The organism is Neorhizobium sp. T6_25, from assembly GCF_002968555.1.
GTDB lineage: Bacteria > Pseudomonadota > Alphaproteobacteria > Rhizobiales > Rhizobiaceae > Neorhizobium.
On record NZ_PVBL01000007.1, the window covers coordinates 68,473 to 91,684 of the forward strand.

The window sequence follows — 23,212 nt, forward strand, 5'->3', positions numbered from 1 at the left end:
GAAAGCAGCACAGATGTCAACGATGAGCGAGACGCATACGAAGATGGCCAGATTCGACACCGCCGGGGCGATCGATTGCGACATCCACCCGCCGACACCGCGTCGCGCCGACCTGCTCCCCTATCTCGACGACTACTGGCAGGAGATGGTGACGTCACGCGAAGTCGACGTGCTGGAACTGATGGGATATCCGGAGCGCACGCGTCCTTATATGCGGCCGGACTGGACATGGAGCGGCGATCCGCTCGCGCAGATGCAGAAGAACCTGCTCGACCCGCTGGCTCTCGGAGGCGCCATCCTCAATGTGGTTTCCGGAGCCCACGCCCTGTTCGATCCCTATCTGGCAGCCGCCATATGCCGCGCCACCAACGACTGGCTCGCCGACAAGTGGCTGAGCCGCGATAGCCGCCTCCGGGCATCGATGCTGGTGCCGTTCCAGAATGTCGAGGCCGCGGTCGAGGAGATCGAGCGCAGGGCCGACGACAAGCGTTTCGTGCAGGTCCTGACGCTTGCGATGACCGAGCTGCCGCTCGGCCGCCGCACTTATTGGCCGATCTACGAGGCGGCGGAGAAACACGGCCTGCCGATCGGCATCCATGCGGGATCGAATTTCCGCCATGCGCCGAGCCATAGCGGCTTCCATTCCTTCCTGATCGAGGACCATGTAGTTCAGCCGCAGGGTTTCTCCACCCAGGTCGCGAGCCTGATTTCCGAGGGCGTCTTCGTCAAATATCCGAAGCTGAAGGCCGTGATGATCGAGTCCGGCGTTACCTGGATGCCGGCGCTGATGTGGCGCATGAGCAAGGACTGGCGCGGCACCCGCATCGAGGTTCCGTGGGTCAAGGACGCGCCGGCCGACATCATCCGCCGGCATATCCGCATGACGTCGCAGCCCTTCGATGGCCCCGACGATGTCGAGGACGTCGCCAGGACGCTCGACCATTTGCTCAGCGATGATATGCTGCTGTTTTCCTCGGACTATCCCCATTGGCATTTCGAGGGGCTGGACGTGCTGCCCGAGGGCCTGCCGGAAGCCAAGGTGAACAAGATCCTTCGCGACAACGTTCTCGCCACCTATCCGAGATTTGGAGGCTGATCCCCATGGAAACCCCGGTACTCGAACGTAGCTCCGAAAAATCCCAGATGCAGGGCGTGGTGGATTGCGACGTGCATCCGGCTTTCTCCCGGCCGGACCAGTTGCTCGACTACCTGCCCGAACGCTGGAAAACGCATGTGCGGGATTTCGCGGTGCGCACGGCAAACCCCTTGCTCGGCACGCTGCCCTATCCGCGCATGACGCCGGGCAACGGCATGCGCCGCGATTCCTGGCCTCCGAACGGCGGCCCGCCGGCCTCCGATCTGGCATTCCTGCGGCAACAGCTGCTCGAAGAGTGCAACATCGACTACGGCATCCTGCAGCCGCTCGCAGCCGGCAGCGTCGCCTTCAACCAGGAGCTCGGCGCCGCGCTCTGCGCCGCCCTCAACGACTGGCAGATCGACAAGTTCGCCGGGCCGGAACCGCGCCTGAAGGCTTCCATCTGCGTGCCCCAGGAGGACGCGAGGGAATCGGTTGCCGAGATCGACCGGCGCGTCACCGACCGTCGCTTCGTGCAGATCGCCATGCCGCCGCGCACGCTGGAGCCCTGCGGCCGCCGCCGCTACTGGCCTATCTACGAGGCGGCCGAGCATTACGGCCTGCCGATCGGGCTGCACACCAGCGCCTTCGGCTACCAGCCGAATACGCCGTCCGGCTGGAGCTCGTTTTACCTGGAGGAGCACTACGCCGCCTCCAACAGCCTCCAGACCGTGCTCTCCAGCATGATCCTCGAAGGCGTGTTCGAACAATTCCCGAAGCTGAAGATCGTGCTCGTCGAAGGCGGGTTCTCCTGGCTGCCGTCGCTCGTCTGGCGGCTCGACCGGGAATGGAAGCGCATGCGCGACGAGGTTCCGCATGTGAAGCGCAAGCCGTCCGAATATGTGCGCGAGAATTTCTGGTATACGACCCAGCCGATCGAGGAGCCGGAGAACAGCCGGCATCTCCTCGATATCCTGCGCTGGATCGGCACTGACCGGCTGATGTTCTCGACCGACTATCCCCACTGGGATTTCGACGATCCGCGCTTCGCCTTCAAGGTGCCGCTGACGCCAGCCGAGCGCTCCGCGATCTTCCGCGACAACGCGGTGGAATTGTTCGGCCTGAAATAAGCTCGGCAGAGAACCCGATCCCGGAACGGCGCCCGGCAATTCGCCACGTGGTCGCGCCTGGGCTCAACAAGGCTCGCGGCGGCGGCAGGGTTAAAGTCTGGTTCAATGCGCCTGAAACGACAAAAGCGCGCCAAAAAGCGCGCTTTTGTTGAAAATGGCTCTCCCCGGGCCGCGGGCACCAATCGGGCTTGGTCTCCGGCTCCAGCAGCTTCGGGATATCGTCGACATGGGTCTGCCGATCTTCTTCGCAACGCCTATGCGGCGAGCCTTCTCCTGGGGCGACATCAGCCCGTCGAGTAGGCCGGGAGTTTGGTCTTCTGCCATGCAACACCTTTTTCCAACGAAAACACAGATATGCCGTCGGCAAGGTTGCCGACAACGTTGTCGATGTCTCCTCTGTGGTGGTGGCGCTGGTGAGGCGTTATTGGAAAACTATTTCAGCGTTTTGGCGCGTTCAAGCGTGTCGAGCGTCACGAATAACCACCCAGAGCCAACAGAAGTGCGCCTGCCGCGATTATGGCTAGGCCTGGCCAGTTTTTCGATATTCCCAGGTACCTGAGGCCCTGGCGCCGTGGCTCAAGCGTTCCGCCGCCTTGCGGCATTCGATGCGGATCACTCGGTCTTCGACCAAGTGCAGACGAAAAGAGAAGAAGAAGTCCGCCGATTATTAGGGCGGCACCGATCAGGATTGCCCACATGGTAGTCTCCGCTAGCGTCAATGTGGATTAAACCAGAACCAAACTTGATCGTTCCTCTTTGTCAAAACTCACTTCGGGCCGGTTCGCCTATCTCATTAAAAAGCCCTCTCCCGGGCAAGGGAGAGGGCGTCGCGCCGGTCCGCCCTAGAGGCTGCCGGAATTATCTTCATCGATTCGAACGGCAATGGTCCTGGCGTAAGGCTGCGTGATCCGGCCTAGCGCCTGCGGTAGCGCGGCGACCGGTAAACCGTTCGATCGCGGGGAGGGGCCTCATCTGGGGCTAAGGATTTGCTGGTGGCAGCATATTCTTGAAATAGCTGTAGGCCGTTTGAACCCACTCCGCGCCCGGCACCTTTCCCATAATCGGTATCGCCTGACTAGCGGTGTAGATCAATGCGCCAAGGACGGCGACGGCAACCGTTTTTCGAGCTTGTGATACCATCTCCTTCCCGAGGGATAGGAGTGGTTTTGAGATCGCCGACCAAACGTTTTCAAGAGTGCGGACAAGTGAAAGCACATCCCGTTTATCTGGATTTGGCTTATCGGTTGCCCATTGGCTCACGGTTTCGAGGGCATCCGCGACGGAAGGATCAACAGCTCCGGATTTCGCCACCTCTCTCGCGAGAGCCTTAGCGCTCTCAGCGACAGTGGCCACCGAAGGAAAATCGAGATCTACGGACAGCGCATTCTCACAAAAGGACCGCCACTGTGGAAACTGCGCCAGTGCCCGGAAAACGGTCTCGATATGGCCGAGCATTAGGCCTGCTTGACCGCCGGAGAGTTCGTCTAACTCGGCGTTGACCAGCCTATTACAAATCTGGGCGCGAGAGCCGATCTGGACAATGTTCGCGCGTGACTCTAAGGCTGACTGAAGTCGGATAAAGCCATCCTTGAGCCGTGGCGATGCATTTGAGTTGCCAACATCTTCGTTGAGGTAGGCGCTTTGTTCAATAGCATTCTCTAGGGCGGCACGCGCTAAATCCTCCTCCCCGGGATGTAGAAGCAGCGGCTGGTCTATTACGGTCAGCATGTCATTTCTGAAGCCGAATGCGAATGACGCCGTTTTTTGCCCTGGAATAGCCTCGAGCATCTCAACAGGGGAAAGTTGGCTCAACCCAATTCTCAGCCCATTCACGAGGTTAGAGAAGCCACTCACATCGAATCGCTGAGGAGACATGGTCAAAGGTGGACTGGCGATTGTGAAGTCTTGGAGATCTCGGATGAGCCGTTCAAGACCAGCCACGTCTGCCTCGCGAAGTGCATCGACCTTCGCGAGTTGTCTTCGAACCTCATCCCGCAGGGCGAAGAATGGCTGGGCTTTGATGTTGGTGCGAACTAGTGGCTCTCGGTAGGAGAGTGCGCTCTTCTCGAGTCGATTGAGCCTTCTATCAATCTCGGTGAGCAGGTTGAAGAGTTTGGTCGCCTTCATTTAGCTCCCCGCAATCATAGGTCCGCCAGGGAATCATATCGGTGGGGCGCACGAAATTCCAGCAGGGCTTGATCTGGCAGACTTATCCACAGGAGTCGAACCAGGTTTGCGGACTTCAAAAGTGGGGAGGGGAAGTGGGGAAGAAAGTGCCCATTATCGAAAAATATAACGATAACAGGCACTTAATTCTGAAAATGGCTCCCCGGGCCGGATTCGAACCGGCGACCTGTCGATTAACAGTCGAATGCTCTACCGCTGAGCTACCAGGGATCATCCGCGAAGGGTCGCGGCGTGTGCGGCGGGTAATACAAATGCTTTGTCGTTTTGCCAAGCGGTTTTTGCAAAAAAAACGAACTTGGTTGTTTTATCCCCGGTAAAGCCCCATTTCCCGGGCAAAGTTAGGCCTTTAACCGGTGAGGATAATTGAGAGTGGCAGACGAACGGAAGCCGACGCGATTTGGAATGGACCCGCAAAGCGGCAAGCTGGCGCTCGGAAGCGTACAGATTCCCATGCCGCGCTCGCGGATCGGCCGGGTCTTCGTCGGTCTCGTCCTGATTTTCTGCGGCATGCTCGGCTTCCTGCCGATCCTTGGCTTCTGGATGCTGCCGCTGGGCTTCCTGGTGCTTTCGCACGATCTGCCCTTGGTGCGGCGCCAGCGCCGCCGTATCGCGCTCTGGTGGGCAAGGCGGCGGGGCCGCAAGGCCGAGCAGCGATAAGGCTGCCCGATCAGGCGAACATCGACGCGATACCCTGGCCGGCGCTGAACGCCAGGTAGGCAAGCACGGCGAAATAGATCACCGTCACGACGTTGAAGAGGTAACCGCCGAGCACGATCAGCCCGTCGCGCTGGATCATGCCGGTCGACAGAAGCAGGATCGCGATCGCCGGCAGCGTATTAGAGAACGGCACCAGACCCAGCGGAAACATCAGGAGCACGCCGCCGGCCGCGATCGCCAGGCCGTTCACCCGGTTGACGAGCCGCCCGGTCGTCAAACCTGAGATGCGCGGCTTCAGGAACCGGTCGAGGCGCGAGACGATGCTGACGCCTTTTTCCAGCGCCGGCAGCAGTTTCTTCGTATCGAGCTCGCGGTCGAGGATTTTCTTCGGCAGCCACGGCAGCCGGTTGGCGGTGATCGCCAGGCTGATCAGGATGATCGCCGCCCCGAACACGGTGCTGACGCCGGGGATCGACACGGGGAGGAGGAAGGGCAGGGAGGCGACGGCGCAGATGAGCAGCAGGCCCTGTTCGCCGACCGCGTCCATCAGTTGGCGCAACGTCACCGACTGACCCGTGATGCCGTCGATAAGCTGCCGCAGCGTGCCGCTCAGCGAGGTTGAGGTATCGTCGAACTCGATGCTTGCGCTCACTCTTCGTTTCTCCATTCTGCTTCAAATGAGCGGCATGGATATCAACAAACCGTGTCCTCGCAAAGGCGCGAGCCATCACCTGCCGGAAACGTGAACGTCCGGGGTCTCACGGAAAACCCAAAGCTACCAGTCCGGCAGGCGCTATTGGGCCGTTATCGAGACTGTGCCCAATAATCGTACGCCCCGCAGGCCAGCACGATCGCAAGGATCGCCAGGACAACCGGATTGAGCGTGGTGATGAATTCCAGATACTGCATTACGGTCTCCTCCTACCGCATGTTCGCCGCCTGGTGCTCCCCCACCCGGCAACGACATCATTTTAGCACAGCCGCTGGGCCATCGCTACTTGAGTGTTGCCGCAGGGACTCTGGCGCATCTCTCCCCGAATCACTAGGATTGCTGCCGGGATTGAAGACGAGGGTGAACATGGGTCTGAGAGTGATCGAAGGCGGGCTTGCGGCCTGCGTGGCGAAGCCTGCCGATCTGGCCGAGGGCGAGGTGCCGAGCCGCGACGACGTGCTTCGCGAGGCGGAGCGCAGGATCAGGTCGACGGGGTACGAGACCTGGCGCAATCGCGAAACCATGACCGGCATACCGGTGCCGCGCGAAATCCGTTATCTGGCCATGCAGATCGGTTTCGTGGCCGAAGCCATTGCCAGATTGGCCGACATCCCCGCTGATTATCGTTCCGACTTCTACTGGCCAGCGTAAGCGCCGCCATGTGATCGGCAGGCGTTAGAACAGGGTCACGAAAAGATGCCCCACATATAGAATGCTGGAAAGCGAACCAACGGTCGCGCACGCCGCCAAGGCGTCAGAAACACTGAGTTTCATACTGGATCATCGCCGTCATGGCGATCCTTCTCACAAGGATAAGACGACAACATCGCCGTCGCCTGCCGTTTTAAGGGAAATCCTTTAACGAACGTCCTGGTAAGAAAGCTTAACAGATCCTTTCCGGAGGGCGCTTCAAGGCTTCGCCTTATGGCGGAACCCGCTCGACCTCGAACAGGATCGAGGTCAGTTCAGCATCTTCGCTTCGATACTGGCGAGAATGAAGGTTTCCCGCACCTTTTCCAGGGGGAGCTTGCGCTGCAGGCAGGCGGCGCATTCCTTCAGGGCTTTGAGGTAATAGGTACCTTCGCGCACCGGCCAGCGCCAATTGAGGTACTCCAGGGCTTCTTTCGGCCCGCGGATCGTTTCTGGGAAACCGTATCCAATGCGTACTCTGACCGGGGAACTCCACACGGCGTCATCTGCTTCAGTTACGTTACTCGTCATGTCTACACCTTGCATTGCGGCGTAGGAAACTCATCCGAGAGGATTTGGTTCCGGGGGTTTGGTGAACTTTTTATGAACCAGTTTGGCGGCTCATCCCGAGGCGCTGCGAACCCAGGCGCAGGGCTGGAATGCAATTATTGGCCTGCCGGCTGTGGCGTTCCTCGCCTCATGCAGGAAAAAGATGACAAACGGGCCAAACCCGCTTGCGCCGTTATTCGATTCGTTCTAAACGCCCGACACCACTCGCTCTTTATGCGTTCGGACGGCCTCGTGGCGGAGTGGTGACGCAGAGGACTGCAAATCCTTGCACCCGAGTTCGATTCTCGGCGAGGCCTCCAATTCCCCCTTCTTGTCAGACCTGTTCCTCAAATCCAAACATGCTTTGATACCAAGCATTTACCACGCATATTTGTGTGCGCTGCAACATGGTTAATTTTTTAACCTTCTCCTCCTAGTCTCGGAACAGAAAGGCCCGCTCAGCATTTATGGGGTGGAACGGAGGGAAGGCGCCATGATCACCAGGATAATCAACGTACACCGTCAGGCAGCCAACGAGGTCGAAGGCACCGGCACATTCGCCGACGGCATGTTCCCGCTGACCTCCGCCGAGCAGTCCGCCTTCGACAAGGACCACAGCCTGCGCTCTTCCTATGGGCGGGACTATGTGACCATCCGCAAGCTGGAAGAAGCGCCGCCGGCCTACGCTTGAGCCTCGGCCCCAACGGTTGAGCCTGAGGAGAGCGAGGCGTTCTCCTGCGCTTTTTTGCTTCGAAAGCGGCCAGTGTCTTGAAAGCATGTCCTGCCGTCAGTAAGACGGTCATGCGTAGACCGGCGCATCGCCGGGTGATTTGGGACGACTGAGATGATGGATTTCGAAGCAGCACGGACGAAGATGGTCGAAAATCAGATCCGCACCACCGATGTCACGTCGCATTCGGTTCTGCGGGCCTTCTACAATGTTCCGCGCGAAGCTTTCGTGCCAGCCAAGGCAAAATCGCTCGCCTATATCGATGCGGACATCGAGGTTGCCCCTGGCCGGTACCTGATGGAGGCTTCGCCGCTTGCCAAGCTTCTGCAGCTTGCCGCCATCACCAAGGACGACGTCGTGCTCGAAATCGGCACCGGCAGCGGTTATGCGACCGCCGTCCTGTCGCTGATCGCCGGCTCCGTCGTCTCGCTGGAGGCGGATGAGACGCTGGCCTCTCAGGCAACCGGGACGCTCTCCTCGCTCGGCTACGACAATGTCGCGGTTGTTACCGGCGAGCTCGAGAATGGTTATGCCGCCGAGGCGCCCTATGACCTTATCTTCGTCAACGGTGCCGTCGAGGAAGTGCCTGCCGCGCTTCTGGAACAGCTGCGCGATGGCGGACGGCTGGTCGCTGTCGTTGGTTATGGCAATGCCGCCCAGGCGAGGGTGCTGGTGAGGGAGCAGGGCTCCATCTCCGAAAGTGCCTATTTCAACGCGTCGGTGAAGCCACTGCCGGGCTTCCGCAAGGCCAAGGAATTCGTGTTCTGATCGATCGGCGCGGTTCGAACGCCATGAACGGGAAGGGGCCTTGCGGCCCCTTTGTCGTTTCCGGCGGTGCCATCCGTCTGTTTCACGCCAGTGTCACTTGTTTCCTGCAACTGTGACTTACGGGATTCACAACCCCAACAAAACTGTGTATCGGTAGGAGGCCTGGGGCACTTGTCATTGTTTCCAGCCCCCCCAACACCTTAGAGTAACGTCGATTCGGTTCACCCTCCACGGGGCCGACTCGAGTGCCGGTAACAGCGGGGATGAAAATGGCTCAGCCAAATGTAGCGCGTGAACCCTCCATGGAAGAAATCTTGGCGTCCATTCGCCGGATCATTGAAAGCAATGAACCGAATGCCGAGAACGCGCTCAGCGGCCAGCTTCCCCCGGTCTATGGCGACGACGAGATCGAAGACGGCGAAGAGACGAGCTTTGTTCCCGACATGGCCGCCAATGATCGCGGCGCGCCATCGCGCAACGAGCCGATGAATTACCCGTCGGGATCGTCGGGCCAGGCGGCGCAGCAGGATCGTACCCTGTCGCTCGCAGATGTCGCCGCAAGGGTCCGGGCCGCCTCCACCCGCCAGCAGGAGACCGGTACGGTGCGCCTTTCGGCCGCTTCGACTGCGCCGGTCCCATCGGCGGCTGCCTCTTCCGCGCAAACGCCATCCTCGCCCGCATCGGCGGCACGCCAGGAGGAGCCGGCTCAGCTTCGCCCGATGCCGCGCATGCCCGAATTCCGCGAACCGGCCACTCAACCAGCCCCCGTCACGCAGGCTGCCCCGGTCGCTTCGCAGCCGGAGCCGGTCCAGCGTGTCATGATGCCGGTCTTCGACCCGCCGCTGTCGGCTCCGCACCGGGCCGAAGCACCGGTGCGGTCCGAACCGAGAATCGAGCCGAAAACAGAGCCGAAACTCGCCGAGGAACCTGCCCCGCGCAGCCTTCCGGCGAAGATCGAGGAGACCGCGAACCTTCTGTCCGCCGAAGCCGGCGCTCAGGTCGCAAAATCCTTCAGCGAGCTAGCCTCGGTGTTCAATGGCATGGAGCGCCGCTCGCTCGAGGACATGGCCGGCGACATGCTGCGCCCGATGCTGCAGGAATGGCTGGACGACAACCTGCCGACGCTGGTCGAGCGCCTGGTGCGCGAGGAAATCGAACGCGTATCCCGCGGCACGCGCCGCTAAGCCAGCGGCTGGCTTGGCCCATCCGCCCGCAAGGCTGATCGATACGGCCGCTCCGGTGACGGGGCGGCTTTTTTATTGACTTGGAACACCCCATCCTATTTACACCCCGATAGCTCTCAAAGAACAAAAACGGGTCAGGAAATGCTCGAAAAGACCTATGATTCCGCAGAAGTAGAACCGAGGATCGCCAAGGCTTGGGACGAGGCCGACGCTTTCCGCGCCGGCGCCAACGCCAAGCCGGGCGCGGAAACCTTCACGATCGTGATCCCGCCGCCGAACGTGACCGGTTCGCTGCATATGGGCCATGCGCTCAACAACACGCTGCAGGACATCATGATCCGCTTCGAGCGGATGCGCGGCAAGGACGTGCTGTGGCAGCCGGGCATGGACCATGCGGGCATCGCCACCCAGATGGTGGTCGAGCGCCAGTTGATGGAGCGCCAGCTTCCGGGCCGCCGCGAAATGGGCCGCGAGGCCTTCGTCGACAAGATCTGGGAGTGGAAGGAGGAGTCGGGCGGCCTGATCTTCAACCAGCTGAAGCGTCTCGGTGCTTCCTGTGACTGGTCGCGCGAGCGTTTCACCATGGACGAGGGCCTGTCGGCCGCGGTCCTGGAGGTCTTCGTCACGCTCTACAAGCAGGGCCTGATCTACAAGGACAAGCGCCTCGTCAACTGGGACCCGAAACTGCTGACCGCGATCTCTGATCTCGAAGTCGAGCAGCACGAGGTCAACGGCAATCTCTGGCACTTCCGCTATCCGCTTGAGGAAGGCGTTACCTACCAGTATCCGGTTACGTTCGACGAAGATGGCAATGCGATCGAATTCGAGACTCGCGACTATATCGTCGTCGCGACGACGCGTCCCGAAACGATGCTCGGCGATACCGGCATTGCCGTGAACCCCGAGGATGAGCGCTACAAGGCCATCGTCGGCAAACACGTCATCCTGCCGATCGTCGGCCGCAGGGTCCCGATCGTTGCGGATGACTATGCCGATCCGACGGCCGGCACCGGTGCGGTCAAGATCACCCCCGCGCACGACTTCAACGACTTCGAAGTCGGCAAGCGGGCACGGCTGCGTGCCATCAACGTCATGAACATCGACGGTACGATCACCATCAAGGACAACGAGGATTTCCTCGAAGGCCTCGACCATCCGGCAGCGCTTCACGGCGCCTGGGATCGTCTCGAAGGCCAGGACCGTTTCATCGCCCGCAAGATCGTCGTCGAGATTTTCGAGGAAGCAGGCCTGCTCGACAAGGTCGAGCCGCATAAGCACATGGTGCCGCATGGCGACCGTGGCGGCGTGCCGATCGAGCCGAGGTTGACCGAACAATGGTATGTCGACGCCCACACCATGGCGCAGCCGGCAATCGCTTCCGTCAAGGAAGGACGCACCAAGTTCGTACCCAAGAACTGGGACAAGACCTATTTCGAGTGGATGGAAAACATCCAGCCTTGGTGCATATCCCGTCAGCTCTGGTGGGGGCATCAGATTCCGGCGTGGTACGGCCCGGACGGCCAGGTCTTTGTCGAGAAAACCGAGGAAGAGGCGCTGCAGGCCGCCATCCAGCATTACCTTTCGCACGAAGGCCCGATGAAGGCCCTTGTCGAGGATCTCCTGGAGAATTTCAAACCGGGCGAGATCCTGACCCGCGACGAGGACGTGCTCGACACCTGGTTCTCTTCGGCACTCTGGCCGTTCTCGACGCTCGGCTGGCCGGACCAGACCAGGGAGCTTGAGAAATATTATCCGACCAGCGCATTGGTCACCGGTTTCGACATCATCTTCTTCTGGGTTGCCCGCATGATGATGATGGGCCTTCATTTCATGAAGGACGAGGATGGCAATCCGGTCGAGCCCTTCCACACCGTCTATGTCCATGCGCTCGTTCGCGACAAGAACGGTCAGAAGATGTCGAAGTCGAAGGGCAACGTCATCGATCCGCTCGACCTGATCGACGAATACGGCGCCGACGCCTTGCGCTTCACGCTGGCGATCATGGCGGCGCAGGGACGTGACGTGAAGCTCGATCCGGCCCGCATCGCCGGTTACCGCAATTTCGGCACCAAGCTCTGGAACGCTACCCGGTTTGCGGAGATGAACGGCGTCAAGCGCGATCCGGCCTTCTCGCCGGCCGCTGCGAAGCTCACCGTCAACCGCTGGATCCTTACGGAACTTTCCGCCACGATCCGCGACGTCACCGAGGCGATCGAAACCCAGCGCTTCAACGAGGCTTCGGCTTCTCTCTACCGCTTCGTCTGGAACCAGGTCTGCGACTGGTATCTGGAACTCCTGAAGCCGATCTTCGCAAGCGATGACGAGGCTGCCAAGGCGGAGGCCCAGGCCTGTGCGGCCTATGTGCTGGAAGAGACCTACAAGCTCCTGCATCCGTTCATGCCGTTCATGACGGAAGAACTGTGGGCCCACACCGAAACGCGCGACGGCCTGCTTTGCCACGCCGACTGGCCGGCGCCGGAATTCGCCGATCAGGCGGCTGCGGAAGAGATCAACTGGCTGGTCGACCTCGTCACCGGTCTGCGCTCCGCCCGGGCAGAAATGAACGTGCCGCCATCGGCCGTTGCACCGCTGGTCGTCGTCGGCGCCAACGAGCTGACCCAGGCGCGTCTGCGCCGTCACGAGGCGGCTGTCCGCCGCCTTGCGCGCGTGGAAACCATCGAACTTGCCGACGCAGCACCGAAGGGTTCCGCCCAGATCGTCGTCGGCGAGGCGACCGCCTGCCTGCCGCTCGGCAACCTGATCGACCTCGTGGCCGAAAAGGCGCGCATCGAGAAGGCAGTCGGCAAGACCGAGGCCGAGATGGACCGCATCGGCAAGAAGCTGGCGAACGAAAGGTTCGTCGCCAATGCCGATCCCGAAGTGGTTGCTGCCGAGCGCGAACGTTTTGCCGAACTGGAAGTTCAGATGGCGAACCTGAAGACCGCTCTTCTGCGCATCAGCGAAGCCGGCTGACCGTCTTCATCGGGAATCAGTGGAAATAAGGGATGCCGCGCCGGAAACGGGCGCGGCATTTCCTTTTTCGCAACCGTTTGTTGGTCTTCGGCTCCTTATGTGCAACTGCTCACAAGCAGAAAGCCGTATTGTTGCCACAATAACACAGATAGCCGGCTTAAAATAATAAAATTCTAATTTTAACGATCCGGTTAAGGGAGAAAGAGCAATTTTGTGCCGAAATCGGCATCAAAGCCCCGGTTCCTGGTTTGCTTACGTAAATCTATAGAGCGTTTGCGCCGCGAAGCGCCGGACAGCCGAAAGTTGTCAATTGGAGCGAACCATCTAGAGTGATTTCGGTCACTTACCAGGGAGTGGGAGAATTTATGGTAAGCAAACTAATCTCAAGGGGCGTCTTTGCTCTCGTAGCTGGATGCACCCTTCAGTCGCCTGCGCTCGCAGGCGGCATCGAGCGGGGCGGATACAATATCGATCTGCTTTTTGATCCGTCTTCGGTCGCGATCGAGTCCACGGCTACCTACGTGATGCCCCAGAGAAAACTCAAGAACGTCACCGATACCTTCGCGGGGGATGGTCCACTCAACGCCCTGGGTTATTCCAACTCGGTGGAGGAAACAGAAGGCTACTGGTCTCCGCGTATAGGTGCCAAGGCCGGCTTCGAGGGCTTCGACTGCTTGGCCGACTACTCGCAGCCCTATGGCGCTCATACCAATCCAGGCGCCGGTTGGGCCGGGGCCAACCAGAACATCGAAACAAAGATCAACAGCGACAACTACGCGCTGACCTGCTCCTACAAATTCGATGCCGGGCTAGGCGATTTGCGGGTCATCGGCGGCGGCAGCTATTTGCAGATGGACGGATTCAAGGAGCGGCTGGTGCTGGCTCCGGGTACTCCCCTGATTGGAGGACTGGCCGGAACTGGTGTTGGACGGCTTGATCTTGAAGGCGACGGCTGGGGCTGGCGTGCGGGGCTTGCCTATGAAATCCCGGAATACGCTCTCCGCGCAAGCCTCATGTACTACAGCCAAGTCAAGCTGAATGATGTCACCGGCGAGGTCGATCTGACTGCGCTTTCGCCAATTCTCGCCGGTTTTGGCGTCCCCGGCGCCGGCACGGTCATTCCGGTCCACGGCTCAACCGCTATGCCGGAGGCTATCGAGCTCAAGCTGCAGTCTGGCATCGCTCCCGATTGGCTCGCGTTCGGATCGGTCAAATGGACCAATTGGAGCGTGTTGCAGCGGATCCCGTTCTACAGTGCCGGCGGCGTGGAAGTTACCGCGCTTGAACTCGGATACCGGGACGGTTGGACGGTTACCGGTGGCGTAGGCCACAAGTTCAACGAGCAGTGGAGCGGCGCAGTCAGCCTCACCTGGGATCGTGGGACTTCGCAGGGCTTTGGCACCCTCACGGATACCTGGACCGTCGGCGCAGGTGTCGCCTACTCGCCGAACAAGAACGTCGAGATTCGTCTGGCCGGCGTGCTTGGCATCCTGACCAGCGGCAGTTCAGGTGTCATGAGCATCGACGGCATTACCGCTGGTGACGAAGCAACATACCGGTTTGGTGACGATCTGGTCGCTGCTCTCTCGACCTCTTTGAAGGTCAAGTTCTGACTTCACTTGATTGAAGCTTGAAAGCCCGGTTGCGACCGGGCTTTTTTGTGGCGAATTTTATTCAGATGAGAACAGTTTCGTCGTTTCTCTTGTGACGATTTAGCAACACTTTTTCGAGACTATTGTCGGGTGCCTTGAGAGGGGCGTTTCTGTCCACTTCCCGCCACAAACGGGGAGCAGCGATAGAGGAAGAACAGGCGCGGAACGCGGGGGCGGGGCGCGTAATTGGAGTATCATGGGCGGGTTTCTTTATGAAAAGCCGGGCTTTTTGCGCTCAGGCAGGCGGATTCTGATGCCGTCCTGTCCTGCCGCAATTGCTGCGGTTATGGGTCCTAGTCTTGCCGGAAACGGCGGCTACAGTTTCATTCGTCTCTCGGGAGGAGCAGGCACGGGATATTCCCGGACAAATCTTGTTCCGGCAGCGAGCGATGCTCGGGCTGCGGCGGGTCGTCGCGCGCGGAGTGAAAGAAACTGAACCATGGCGAAGTCTGATTTTGGATCCATGAGAGTATTGCTTCTTGGAGCGTCGCTCGCCTCGATTTTGGCGGGATCGGCGGCGGCCTTCGACATCAAATCGGGCGTGACGAAGGAGTCTGGGCCGTTCGACCTCTTCAAGTTCGGCTTCAAGGCCTATAAGAACGGCCAGAAGGAAGACGCGGTCGAAGCTTATCGTTATGCCGCCGAAAAGGGCCATACCGGTTCGCGCTGGGCGCTTGCCAATATGTACGCCTATGGCGACGGCGTCGCGAAGGACGATTTCGAGGCCTTCAAGATCTATAACGAGATCGCGGCACAGGGCGTCGAACCCGGTTCTGAAGACACCGGTTTCTTCATCAACGCACTTCTGTCGCTGGCCAACTATTATCGCCGCGGCATTCCCGGCAGCCCGGTCAGACCCGATCTTTCGCAGGCCCGCCAGCTCTATTTCCAGGCGGCATCCACGTTCGGCGTGGCAGAAGCCCAGTTTCAGCTGGCCCGGATGATTCTGGCCGGCGAGGGCGGTACCGCCAACATCCAGCAGGCGAAGAAATGGCTGAACCAGGCCCGCAAGAGCGGCCATCCGGGCGCCATGTCGGTTTTCGGCAACGTCCTCTTCCAGGAAGGCCAGACGGTGCGGGGGCTCGCCTTCATGACGGCAGCGCTCGACAAGTGCACCGCCAAGGAATGTATCTGGATGCAGCAATTGCAGGAACAGGCATTCTCCGTCGTCGGCGAAGAGGATCGCCGCGGCGCGGTTGCCCTGTCTCAGGAGTTCGCCCGCGGCGTCGAATAACCGACGCCTCGCCGATCTTTCGGGCGATCAGCCGAAATCGAACATGCCGATGACGGGCACGTGGTCCGACGGCTTTTCCCAGGCCCGGACATGTTTCTCGATCGCCGTGGATTTCAGCCTGTCGGCGGCTTCCGCCGAGAGCAGGAGATGGTCGATGCGGATGCCGTTGTTCTTCTGCCAGGCGCCGGCCTGGTAATCCCAGAAGGAATAAAGCTTGGTCGCGTCGGTCGTGGCGCGCACCGCGTCGATAAGGCCGAGGTTTTCCAGGCGCCGGAAGGCGGCGCGGGTCTGCGGCAGGAACAGCGCGTCCGTCGCCCAGGCAGCCGGATCGAAACAATCATGCGGCTCGGGAATGACGTTGTAGTCGCCGGCGAGGATCAGCGGCTCTTCAAGGAGAAGGCAGTTCTGCGCATGCTGGCGCAGCCGCTCCATCCAAGCCAGCTTGTAGGGGTACTTGACCGGATCGTCGGCCGGATTGCCGTTCGGCAGATAGATCGAAGCAACGCGGATTGCGCCGCCCGGCACCGAAAATACGCCCTCGATGTAACGCGACTGCTCGTCCATCAGTCCGTCCGGGCCTTCGCCGCCCGGCAGGCCGCGCATCACCTCGTCAGGCCTTGTCTTCGACAGCAGCGCGACGCCATTGAACCCCTTCTGGCCGTGGGTCTCGACGTGATAGCCGAGCGCCTCGATCTCCAGCCGCGGGAAGGTCTCGTCGACGGATTTGATTTCCTGCAGGCAGACGATGTCCGGGGAGGAATCGGTCAGCCACTGGCGCAGGCTGTCGATACGCGCCTTGACGCCGTTGATGTTCCAGGTGGCGATCTTCATCGGCCCTTGCCTCCATGTTCGCTTCCTCTTTTAGCGAAAGAGGAAGCGTTGGGAAGGGCGAACTGCGCGTAAGGAAAGGTTATCAGATCGAGAAGCTGGTGCCGCAGCCGCAGCTGGCGACCGCGTTGGGGTTCTTGATCTGGAAGGACTGGCCGAGCAGGTTGTCGACGAAGTCGATCTCCGAGCCCGCCATGTAGACGAGCGAGAGGCTGTCGATCAGCACCTTGGCATCGCCATTGGCGATCACCACGTCGTCGTCCGCAGGCGCTTCGGCGAGATCGAACTTGTAGGAGAAGCCCGAACAGCCCCCGCCTTCGACCGAGACACGCAGCGCCTGCTTGCCTGTCTCGTTGCCGACGATTTCGGCGATGCGCTTGGCCGCCGCATTTGAAAGAGTTACATTGGTTTCCATATTATCCGCCTCCTGCCGGGTTCAAGGCCCGGAGAGATTCCTGTCACCGGCATTGCGCACAGCTTCACTATAGGTATGAAGACGTGAACGGCACGTCAATGGGCGGCAGGCGGCGGATGAACAAACAGGTGACGGCATGACGATCGATACCAGGGCGCTGGGTTTCGGCAGTGGCGAACGGGCGGTCTATGCCGCCAACCCCTGGGCGTCGCGCGGACGTCTGTTTCCCGAGGACGGCAGCCTGACGCGCTCGGAATTCCAGCGCGACCGCGACCGAATCGTCCACACCACCGCATTCCGGCGGCTGAAGCACAAGACGCAGGTGTTCATCAGCCCCGACGGCGACCACTACCGCACCCGGCTGACCCACACGATCGAGGTGGCGCAGATCGCCCGCGCGCTTGCCCGCGCCCTGAAGCTCGACGAGGATCTCGCCGAGGGCGTGGCGCTGGTCCACGACTTCGGCCACACGCCGTTCGGCCATACGGGAGAAGACGCGCTTGACGAGATGCTGAAGCCTTATGGCGGTTTCGATCACAACGCCCAATCTCTCCGCATCGTCACCAAGCTCGAACGCCGATATGCGGATTTCGACGGGCTCAATCTGACCTGGGAAAGCCTCGAAGGCCTCGTCAAGCACAATGGTCCGCTCCTGACCGCCACCGGCGAGGGGACGCGCGGTCCAGTGCCGCAGCCGATCCGCGACTATAGCGAACTGCACGACCTGGAGCTCGCCAGCTATGCCAGCCTGGAAGCCCAGGTCGCCGCGATCGCCGACGATATCGCCTACAACACTCATGACATCGACGACGGGCTGCGCTCCGGTCTGTTGACCTTCGAGATGCTCGATGACGTGCCTTTCCTCGCCAAGCTGATGGCGGAGGTGAGGGAACGTTATCCGCATATCGAGCCGAGCCGTTTCGCCCATGAGATCATGCGCCGGCAGATCACTCATATGGTCGAGGACGTTATCGGCGTGGCGCAGCACAACCTCGACAAGGTGAATCCGCAGAGCGCCGACGACGTCCGTGCCGCGGGGCATGTCATCGCCACCTTTTCTGAAGAGATGGCCGAAACCGATCGCTGCATCAAGAAGCTCCTTTTCTCGCGCATCTACCGGCATCCCGACATCATGCGCATCCGCGCCGGCGCCTCCCAGATCGTCTCCGACCTGTTCGGCGCTTACATGAATGACCCGTCGCTGATGCGCAGCCACTATTGGGTCAATCACATTGCCGGGCTCGGCGAGACGGCGAGGGCGCGTCACGTGGGCGATTATCTCGCCGGGATGACCGACACGTTCGCAGTCAAGGCGCATGGCGAGCTGTTTGACCAGACTCCGGATTTGCGCTAGGCACCGCCACCAATGACACTGGCCAGCAAGGGTCCTCGGGCAAGTCTCGGGGATGATTGAACATGAATCTTTTTGCCGACTTCGAAACAAGAACTAAGAACGCTTTGGAAGGCCTTGATATCATCAAGGAAAAGCGAAGCGAGATTGATTTTGGCCGTATCGCAGTCGAACCGCCGCGGGACCAGAGCCACGGCGATGTGGCGACCAATGCCGCCATGGTTCTGGCAAAGCCGCTTGGCACCAATCCGCGTGCGCTTGCCGATATCATCGCCGAAGCGCTGCGTTCGGATGCCGATGTCAGCGAGGTTTCGGTGGCCGGCCCCGGGTTCATCAACATCCGGCTTGGTGCGCCTTACTGGCAGCGCCTGCTCGCATCGATCATTGCCGAGGGCACGGATTACGGCCGCTCCAAGGTTGGTGCGGAGAAGAAGGCGAATGTCGAATACGTCTCGGCCAACCCGACCGGCCCGATGCATGTGGGCCATTGCCGTGGTGCGGTGGTGGGGGATGCGCTGGCGAACCTGATGGAGTTTGCCGGCTACGACGTGACCAAGGAATACTACATCAACGATGCAGGCAGCCAGATCGACGTTCTGGCCCGCTCGGTCTTCCTGCGTTACCGCGAGGCATTGGGCGAGACGATCGGCGAAATCCCCTCGGGTCTTTATCCGGGCGATTATCTTGTGCCGGTCGGGCAGGCCCTGGCGGCGGAATACGGTCCGCGGCTGCACAACATGCCGGAAGACGCCTGGATGCCGATCGTCAAGGACACGGCGATCGACGCGATGATGGCGCTGATCCGCGACGATCTCGAAGCGCTCAACGTCCATCACGACGTATTTTATTCGGAGCGCGCATTGCACGCCAATGGCGCGCAGGGCATCCGCCAGGCCATCAACGACCTCACCTTCAAGGGGCACGTCTACAAGGGCACGCTGCCGCCGCCGAAGGGCCAGTTGCCGGAAGACTGGGAGGACCGCGAGCAGACGCTGTTCCGCTCCACCGAAGTGGGCGACGATATGGATCGTCCGCTGATCAAGTCGGACGGCAGCTATACTTACTTTGCAGCGGACGTTGCCTACTTCAAGGACAAGTTCGATCGTGGTTACGACGAGATGATCTATGTGCTCGGCGCCGATCATGGCGGCTACGTCAAACGCCTGGAAGCCGTCGCGCGTGCCGTCTCCGGCGGCAAGGCGAAGCTCACCGTGCTCCTTTGCCAGCTCGTCAAGCTGTACCGTAACGGCGAGCCGGTGAAGATGTCGAAGCGTTCCGGCAACTTCGTGACGCTTCGCGAAGTGGTCGACGAGGTCGGCCGCGACGCGGTGCGTTTCATGATGCTCTACAGGAAGAGTTCTGAGCCGCTCGATTTCGACTTCGCCAAGGTGACGGAACAGTCGAAGGACAATCCGGTCTTCTACGTGCAGTACGCCCATGCGCGCTGCTCTTCGGTGTTCCGGCAGGCAAAGGAAGCGTTTCCGGGTCTCGATTTCGATTCGCTCGACCTCAAAGGTTCGACCAGCCTGATCAACGATCCGAACGAGATGCAGCTGGTCGCCAAACTTGCGGAATACCCCAGGATTGTTGAGGCTGCGGCCCAGGCGCAGGAGCCTCATCGGCTTGCTTTTTACCTCTATGATCTGGCAAGTTTCTTCCATGCGCATTGGAATAAGGGTAAAGAACAACCGGAATTACGCTTTGTTAACGATAAAAACCGAGAATTGAGTATTGCCAGGCTTGGGCTGGTGCATGCTGTCGCCTCTGTTTTGAAGTCAGGACTTGGGATCACGGGCACTGCGGCACCGGAAGAAATGCGGTAGATATCGCCACCATTTCCCCACATTGCACTGGCATATGCGTTGTAATGTAGGTGAGTGGACGAGGTAATGGCCGATAACAACCTTGCGCGTAGCCGGAATGATTTGCCGGACTTCTTTGCCGATGATGACCCGCTGGCTGAACTCGCCCGCATCGTAGGCTACGACGATCTCCCCGTCGCTGCCAGGCCCGGATCATCTTCCGCCGATACTTCATCGACTGCGCGGCGGGAGCCGGCGTTCAATCTCGAAGACGAGCTTCTTCAGGAGTTCGAACGTTATGACACGCCGCATCTCGACCCCATTCACGATATCGCGCTTGACGATGTCCCTCAGCATTTCGCCGCACCGCCGGTAGAGCCTGAGGAGCTGGAGTTCGTTCCGGCCGAAGCTGCCGCGGTAGAAGTGCCGCAGGCCGATAGCGCCATCAGTGAGCGCGCTGACATTTTCGGCGACGAGGAGCCTCCGTTGGCGGTTGATGCCGTTGGCGAGAGTGTTGATGCGGAACCGGTATTCGAGCCGGCTGTCGAAGCCGCGCGCATGGAACCCGTTTTCGATCTGCCCGACTTCCCCGCTGCCGGCTCGATGTCGCCCGCCGCGTCGGTAGAAGACCCGGAGGAATTCGATCTCGCTGCCGAGCTGGAAAACTCGATCGCGGCCGAGTCCGAGGCGGCGTTCGAGCCGGAAGGTACGTTAGAGCCCGAAGCGAGATTCGAGCCGGAAGTCCGGTTCGTACCTCAGGCGGCATTCGAAACCGAGACGGCCCCCGAGCCCCAGGCGGCGTTCGAGCCTGAAGAGAAATTGGAACCCGAAGCGAAGTTTGAGCTGGAGCCGAAGGCGGAGAGGGGCAAGGGCGCCTACGTTCCCGGGTTCCGGATGCCGCTCAGCAATTTCAGCGTGGCACGAGACGTCTCTGCGGCCTCCGCCCAGGCGGCGGTAACCGCTTCTCAAGCGACCGCACCAGCATCGAACGAATATGCCTCCGAGCCTCCGGTCCTGAACGATATCCCGAGCCCGAAGATCGAGCCGGCACCGGCTGCCGCGCCGCTGGCTTCCCCAAAGGCCCCGGAGCCGCAGGCCCAGGAACCGCAGCCGGCGCCCGTTGCCGCTGCGCCGATCGCCGCCGCATCGCAAAAGGATCGGTTCTCCGCGCTTGACGAACTGATCTACGACGTCCAGCGCTATACGCTGCCGACATCGAACGGCCAGCCGCTCGCGACGCCTGTGGCGAAGCCCGAGCCGGCCGTGACCCAGGCCGCCGCATCTGTCGCGCCGGCAGCCACCTCTATCGATACGCCGGTTGCCAAATCCCCGGTTGCCGAACCGAGTCCTCTGGACGATACGGATCCGTTCTCCGACGAGGAGTTCGAGTTGGCGCTCGATGGTCTCGAACTCGACCTTGCCGAGATCGTCGTCGAAGAAGCGCAGGTACATCCGTCTCCCGCGCCAGCCCCTGTGAAAGCCGAGCCTGCACCTGCTGCCGCTCCTTCCATCGCAGCACCGGTCGCGCGCGTTGCGCCCGTCACCGCTGCGGCGGCACCGGTCGTGGAGACGCAAGTTGGAGAAGAGCCGGAATCGATTGCCGACCTGCCGTTCGATCCGGCCCAGATTGCCGATTCGGAAGACCAGGTCGAGGCGATCGCCGAACTCGACGTACCGTCGCTACCGGCAGAAGAGCCGGAACAGCCGCCGGCCTATCGTCCCGATTACGAACTCGACATCGATGCCGAGCTTGCGACGCTTCTGGCCGCGCCCGGCAAGCCGGCCTCGGCGCCGGCACGCAAGCCGGAAATCGATATCGCGCCGAGGGGCCGGCAGGCCGCCGCCGAAGCCGCCCGTTCGCCGAACTATACCGATCTGGACGACTTCGAGCGGGCTTTGGAAGAGGATTTCCGCCGCAGCCTGACGACGCCCCTGCCTGCCGCCGAGCACGAAGAACTGCATTATTCCGACGCCGACTACGTCGCGACCGTCGAGAACGCCCGCCGTTCCGTCCGCAGCTGGGCGGTGCCGCTGGTCCTTGCCGGGGTTGTGATCCTCGGAGGTGCCGGCGCCTACGCGTTCTTCGGCAGCAGCGTGTCGGGTGTCGTGTCGGGCGGCGAACCGGTCATCATTGCCGCCGACAACGAACCGATCAAGATTGCGCCGGAAAATCCGGGCGGCAAGACCGTCCCCAACCAGGACAAGGCGGTTTACGACCGTGTCGCCGGCGTTTCGCCGAAAGATCCGAAGCAGCGCACCCTGATCTCCTCCAACGAGGAGCCTATCGACGTCGTGCAGAAGACCCTGATGCCCGATACGCTGCCGCTCGAAGGCGAGAACGATATCGAGCCGACCGATGTCGGCGAGACGGAGGATCCACGCCTCCTGCCGCAGGATCGGACCGCGCAAAACAATACCGCTGCTGAGCAGCAGCCCGTGACCGTGATGCCGCGCAAGGTGAAGACGATGATCGTCCGCCCCGACGGCAAGCTGGTCGAGCAGGAAGTTGCAGCCCCAGCGCTTGCCGCGCCGGAAACTGCCAAGCTGCCCGCCGCCGGCGCAAAGCCGGTTGAAACGGCCGCTGCTTTCCCTGAGAAAGTCCCGGCTTCCGTGCCGGCGACACCTACCCGTACGCAACCCCAACCGGCTAACTCGAATGCTGGCGCTGGCGGTATCCTTCCGGTCTCGGCACCTGCCAATCCGGCCGCTCCGGCCGAACACGTCAACGTGGTGAGAACGAACCCGGCCACGCCGCCAGTCGCAGCCGCTCCCGCCCAGCCGGCCCCGGCTGTCGCGGCGCCTGCTCCTGCGGCCGCACAGGCTCCGGCGCCCGTCGCTCCGGTTCAGGCCTCTGCACCTGCGGCGAGGGCTCCGGTTCCGATCGCACGTCCGGCCGAGCAGCCGGTCAACGTGGTCGCTGCCGTTACCGACCAGGGCAACGTCCGTGCACCGGCCCAGCCGGCAGCGGCAGCCGCTCCGGGTTCCGCCTCGAACCAGGTCGCTTCGCTGGGGTCCGGTGACTATGTGATCCAGATCGCATCGCTGCCGTCCCAGGCGGAAGCCCAGAAATCCTACCAGAGCCTGTCGGCCAAGTTCGGCAGCGTCATTGGCGGCCGCGGCGTCGATATCAAATCTGCCGAGATCGCCGGCAAGGGCATGTTCTACCGCGTCCGCATTCCGGCCGGCAGCAAGAACGACGCCGTGGCGCTCTGCGAACGTTATCGCGCCGCCGGAGGCACCTGCCTGGTCGGCCGGTAAAGACCAAAAAGCGAAGA

The 23,212-nt window shown here is 61.1% G+C and carries 19 protein-coding genes and 2 tRNA genes; 14 read left to right on the top strand and 7 right to left on the bottom strand.

From position 1 onward, the window contains the following. Positions 1-22 precede the first annotated feature (22 nt). Both C5L10_RS11500 and C5L10_RS11505 read left to right on the top strand, forming a co-directional pair. Entirely contained in the window at positions 23-1,096 is a 1,074-nt protein-coding gene (locus tag C5L10_RS11500) for an amidohydrolase family protein (RefSeq protein ID WP_105429941.1), read from the top strand. A 5-nt stretch (positions 1,097-1,101) separates the two neighbouring features. Continuing rightward, positions 1,102-2,205 carry an amidohydrolase family protein gene (locus C5L10_RS11505; RefSeq protein WP_105429795.1) on the top strand — a complete coding sequence of 368 codons (1,104 nt, stop codon included), beginning with the start codon at positions 1,102-1,104 and terminating at the stop codon, positions 2,203-2,205. A gap of 470 nt (positions 2,206-2,675) precedes the next feature. Here C5L10_RS11505 and C5L10_RS34285 read toward each other — a convergent pair whose 3' ends face one another. The 3 genes from C5L10_RS34285 to C5L10_RS11530 form a co-directional block, all read right to left on the bottom strand. After that, positions 2,676-2,903 carry a hypothetical protein gene (locus C5L10_RS34285; protein ID WP_105401167.1) on the bottom strand — a complete coding sequence of 76 codons (228 nt, stop codon included), beginning with the start codon at positions 2,901-2,903 and terminating at the stop codon, positions 2,676-2,678. Between the two features lie 280 nt (positions 2,904-3,183). Next, the gene (locus C5L10_RS11525; protein WP_105429797.1) at positions 3,184-4,332 is read right to left on the bottom strand and encodes a hypothetical protein; all 1,149 of its coding nucleotides are present in this window, start codon (positions 4,330-4,332) and stop codon (positions 3,184-3,186) included. 195 nt (positions 4,333-4,527) lie between these two features. Beyond that, positions 4,528-4,602 (bottom strand) — tRNA-Asn (locus tag C5L10_RS11530). A 192-nt stretch (positions 4,603-4,794) separates the two neighbouring features. Here C5L10_RS11530 and C5L10_RS11535 point away from each other — a divergent pair. After that, entirely contained in the window at positions 4,795-5,049 is a 255-nt protein-coding gene (locus C5L10_RS11535) for a hypothetical protein (protein WP_245447988.1), read from the top strand. A gap of 10 nt (positions 5,050-5,059) precedes the next feature. Here the strand turns inward: C5L10_RS11535 and C5L10_RS11540 are convergent, their stop codons facing one another. Further along, the gene (locus C5L10_RS11540) at positions 5,060-5,701 is read right to left on the bottom strand and encodes an exopolysaccharide biosynthesis protein (protein WP_245447980.1); all 642 of its coding nucleotides are present in this window, start codon (positions 5,699-5,701) and stop codon (positions 5,060-5,062) included. A 426-nt stretch (positions 5,702-6,127) separates the two neighbouring features. Here C5L10_RS11540 and C5L10_RS11545 point away from each other — a divergent pair, with 426 nt between their 5' ends. Further along, a complete protein-coding gene (locus tag C5L10_RS11545) occupies positions 6,128-6,412 on the top strand; it encodes a hypothetical protein (protein WP_105429799.1) in 285 nt (94 codons plus the stop codon). Between the two features lie 309 nt (positions 6,413-6,721). On the opposite strand, the gene C5L10_RS11550 is transcribed toward C5L10_RS11545, so the two are convergent. Beyond that, positions 6,722-6,982, bottom strand: a complete 261-nt coding sequence (locus tag C5L10_RS11550) for a DUF982 domain-containing protein (RefSeq protein WP_172716999.1) — start codon at positions 6,980-6,982, stop codon at positions 6,722-6,724. A gap of 264 nt (positions 6,983-7,246) precedes the next feature. On the opposite strand from C5L10_RS11550, the gene C5L10_RS11555 reads away from it, so the two are divergent. The 7 genes from C5L10_RS11555 (at position 7,247) to exoR (ending at position 15,541) form a co-directional block, all read left to right on the top strand. Beyond that, positions 7,247-7,320 (top strand) — tRNA-Cys (locus C5L10_RS11555). A 173-nt stretch (positions 7,321-7,493) separates the two neighbouring features. Continuing rightward, complete coding sequence (locus tag C5L10_RS11560; protein ID WP_046630783.1) at positions 7,494-7,691, top strand: hypothetical protein; 198 nt, start codon at positions 7,494-7,496, stop codon at positions 7,689-7,691. A gap of 153 nt (positions 7,692-7,844) precedes the next feature. Next, entirely contained in the window at positions 7,845-8,498 is a 654-nt protein-coding gene (locus C5L10_RS11565; protein WP_105429800.1) for a protein-L-isoaspartate O-methyltransferase, read from the top strand. A gap of 269 nt (positions 8,499-8,767) precedes the next feature. Continuing rightward, on the top strand, positions 8,768-9,682 hold the full coding sequence (locus C5L10_RS11570; protein WP_105429801.1) for a PopZ family protein: 915 nt from the start codon (positions 8,768-8,770) through the stop codon (positions 9,680-9,682). A gap of 141 nt (positions 9,683-9,823) precedes the next feature. Next, positions 9,824-12,655 carry a valine--tRNA ligase gene (locus C5L10_RS11575; protein WP_105429802.1) on the top strand — a complete coding sequence of 944 codons (2,832 nt, stop codon included), beginning with the start codon at positions 9,824-9,826 and terminating at the stop codon, positions 12,653-12,655. A 365-nt stretch (positions 12,656-13,020) separates the two neighbouring features. Then, on the top strand, positions 13,021-14,268 hold the full coding sequence (locus C5L10_RS11580) for an OmpP1/FadL family transporter (RefSeq protein ID WP_105429803.1): 1,248 nt from the start codon (positions 13,021-13,023) through the stop codon (positions 14,266-14,268). A gap of 478 nt (positions 14,269-14,746) precedes the next feature. After that, complete coding sequence (exoR, locus tag C5L10_RS11585) at positions 14,747-15,541, top strand: exopolysaccharide production regulator ExoR (protein ID WP_105429804.1); 795 nt, start codon at positions 14,747-14,749, stop codon at positions 15,539-15,541. Between the two features lie 27 nt (positions 15,542-15,568). Here exoR and xth read toward each other — a convergent pair whose 3' ends face one another. Both xth and erpA read right to left on the bottom strand, forming a co-directional pair. Further along, positions 15,569-16,372, bottom strand: coding sequence for an exodeoxyribonuclease III (gene xth / locus C5L10_RS11590; protein WP_105429805.1), 804 nt, complete (start codon positions 16,370-16,372; stop codon positions 15,569-15,571). Between the two features lie 82 nt (positions 16,373-16,454). After that, on the bottom strand, positions 16,455-16,784 hold the full coding sequence (gene erpA / locus C5L10_RS11595; RefSeq protein WP_046636887.1) for an iron-sulfur cluster insertion protein ErpA: 330 nt from the start codon (positions 16,782-16,784) through the stop codon (positions 16,455-16,457). A 136-nt stretch (positions 16,785-16,920) separates the two neighbouring features. Between erpA and C5L10_RS11600 the strand changes: the two genes are divergently transcribed. The 3 genes from C5L10_RS11600 (at position 16,921) to C5L10_RS11610 (ending at position 23,195) form a co-directional block, all read left to right on the top strand. Continuing rightward, the gene (locus C5L10_RS11600) at positions 16,921-18,138 is read left to right on the top strand and encodes a deoxyguanosinetriphosphate triphosphohydrolase (RefSeq protein WP_105429806.1); all 1,218 of its coding nucleotides are present in this window, start codon (positions 16,921-16,923) and stop codon (positions 18,136-18,138) included. A gap of 62 nt (positions 18,139-18,200) precedes the next feature. Beyond that, positions 18,201-19,958: an arginine--tRNA ligase gene (gene argS / locus C5L10_RS11605; RefSeq protein WP_105429807.1), complete on the top strand. Its 1,758-nt coding sequence runs from the start codon at positions 18,201-18,203 to the stop codon at positions 19,956-19,958. A gap of 66 nt (positions 19,959-20,024) precedes the next feature. Beyond that, positions 20,025-23,195 (top strand): SPOR domain-containing protein, encoded by a 3,171-nt coding sequence (locus tag C5L10_RS11610; RefSeq protein ID WP_105429808.1) that lies wholly within the window; start codon positions 20,025-20,027, stop codon positions 23,193-23,195. Positions 23,196-23,212: the final 17 nt, after the last annotated feature.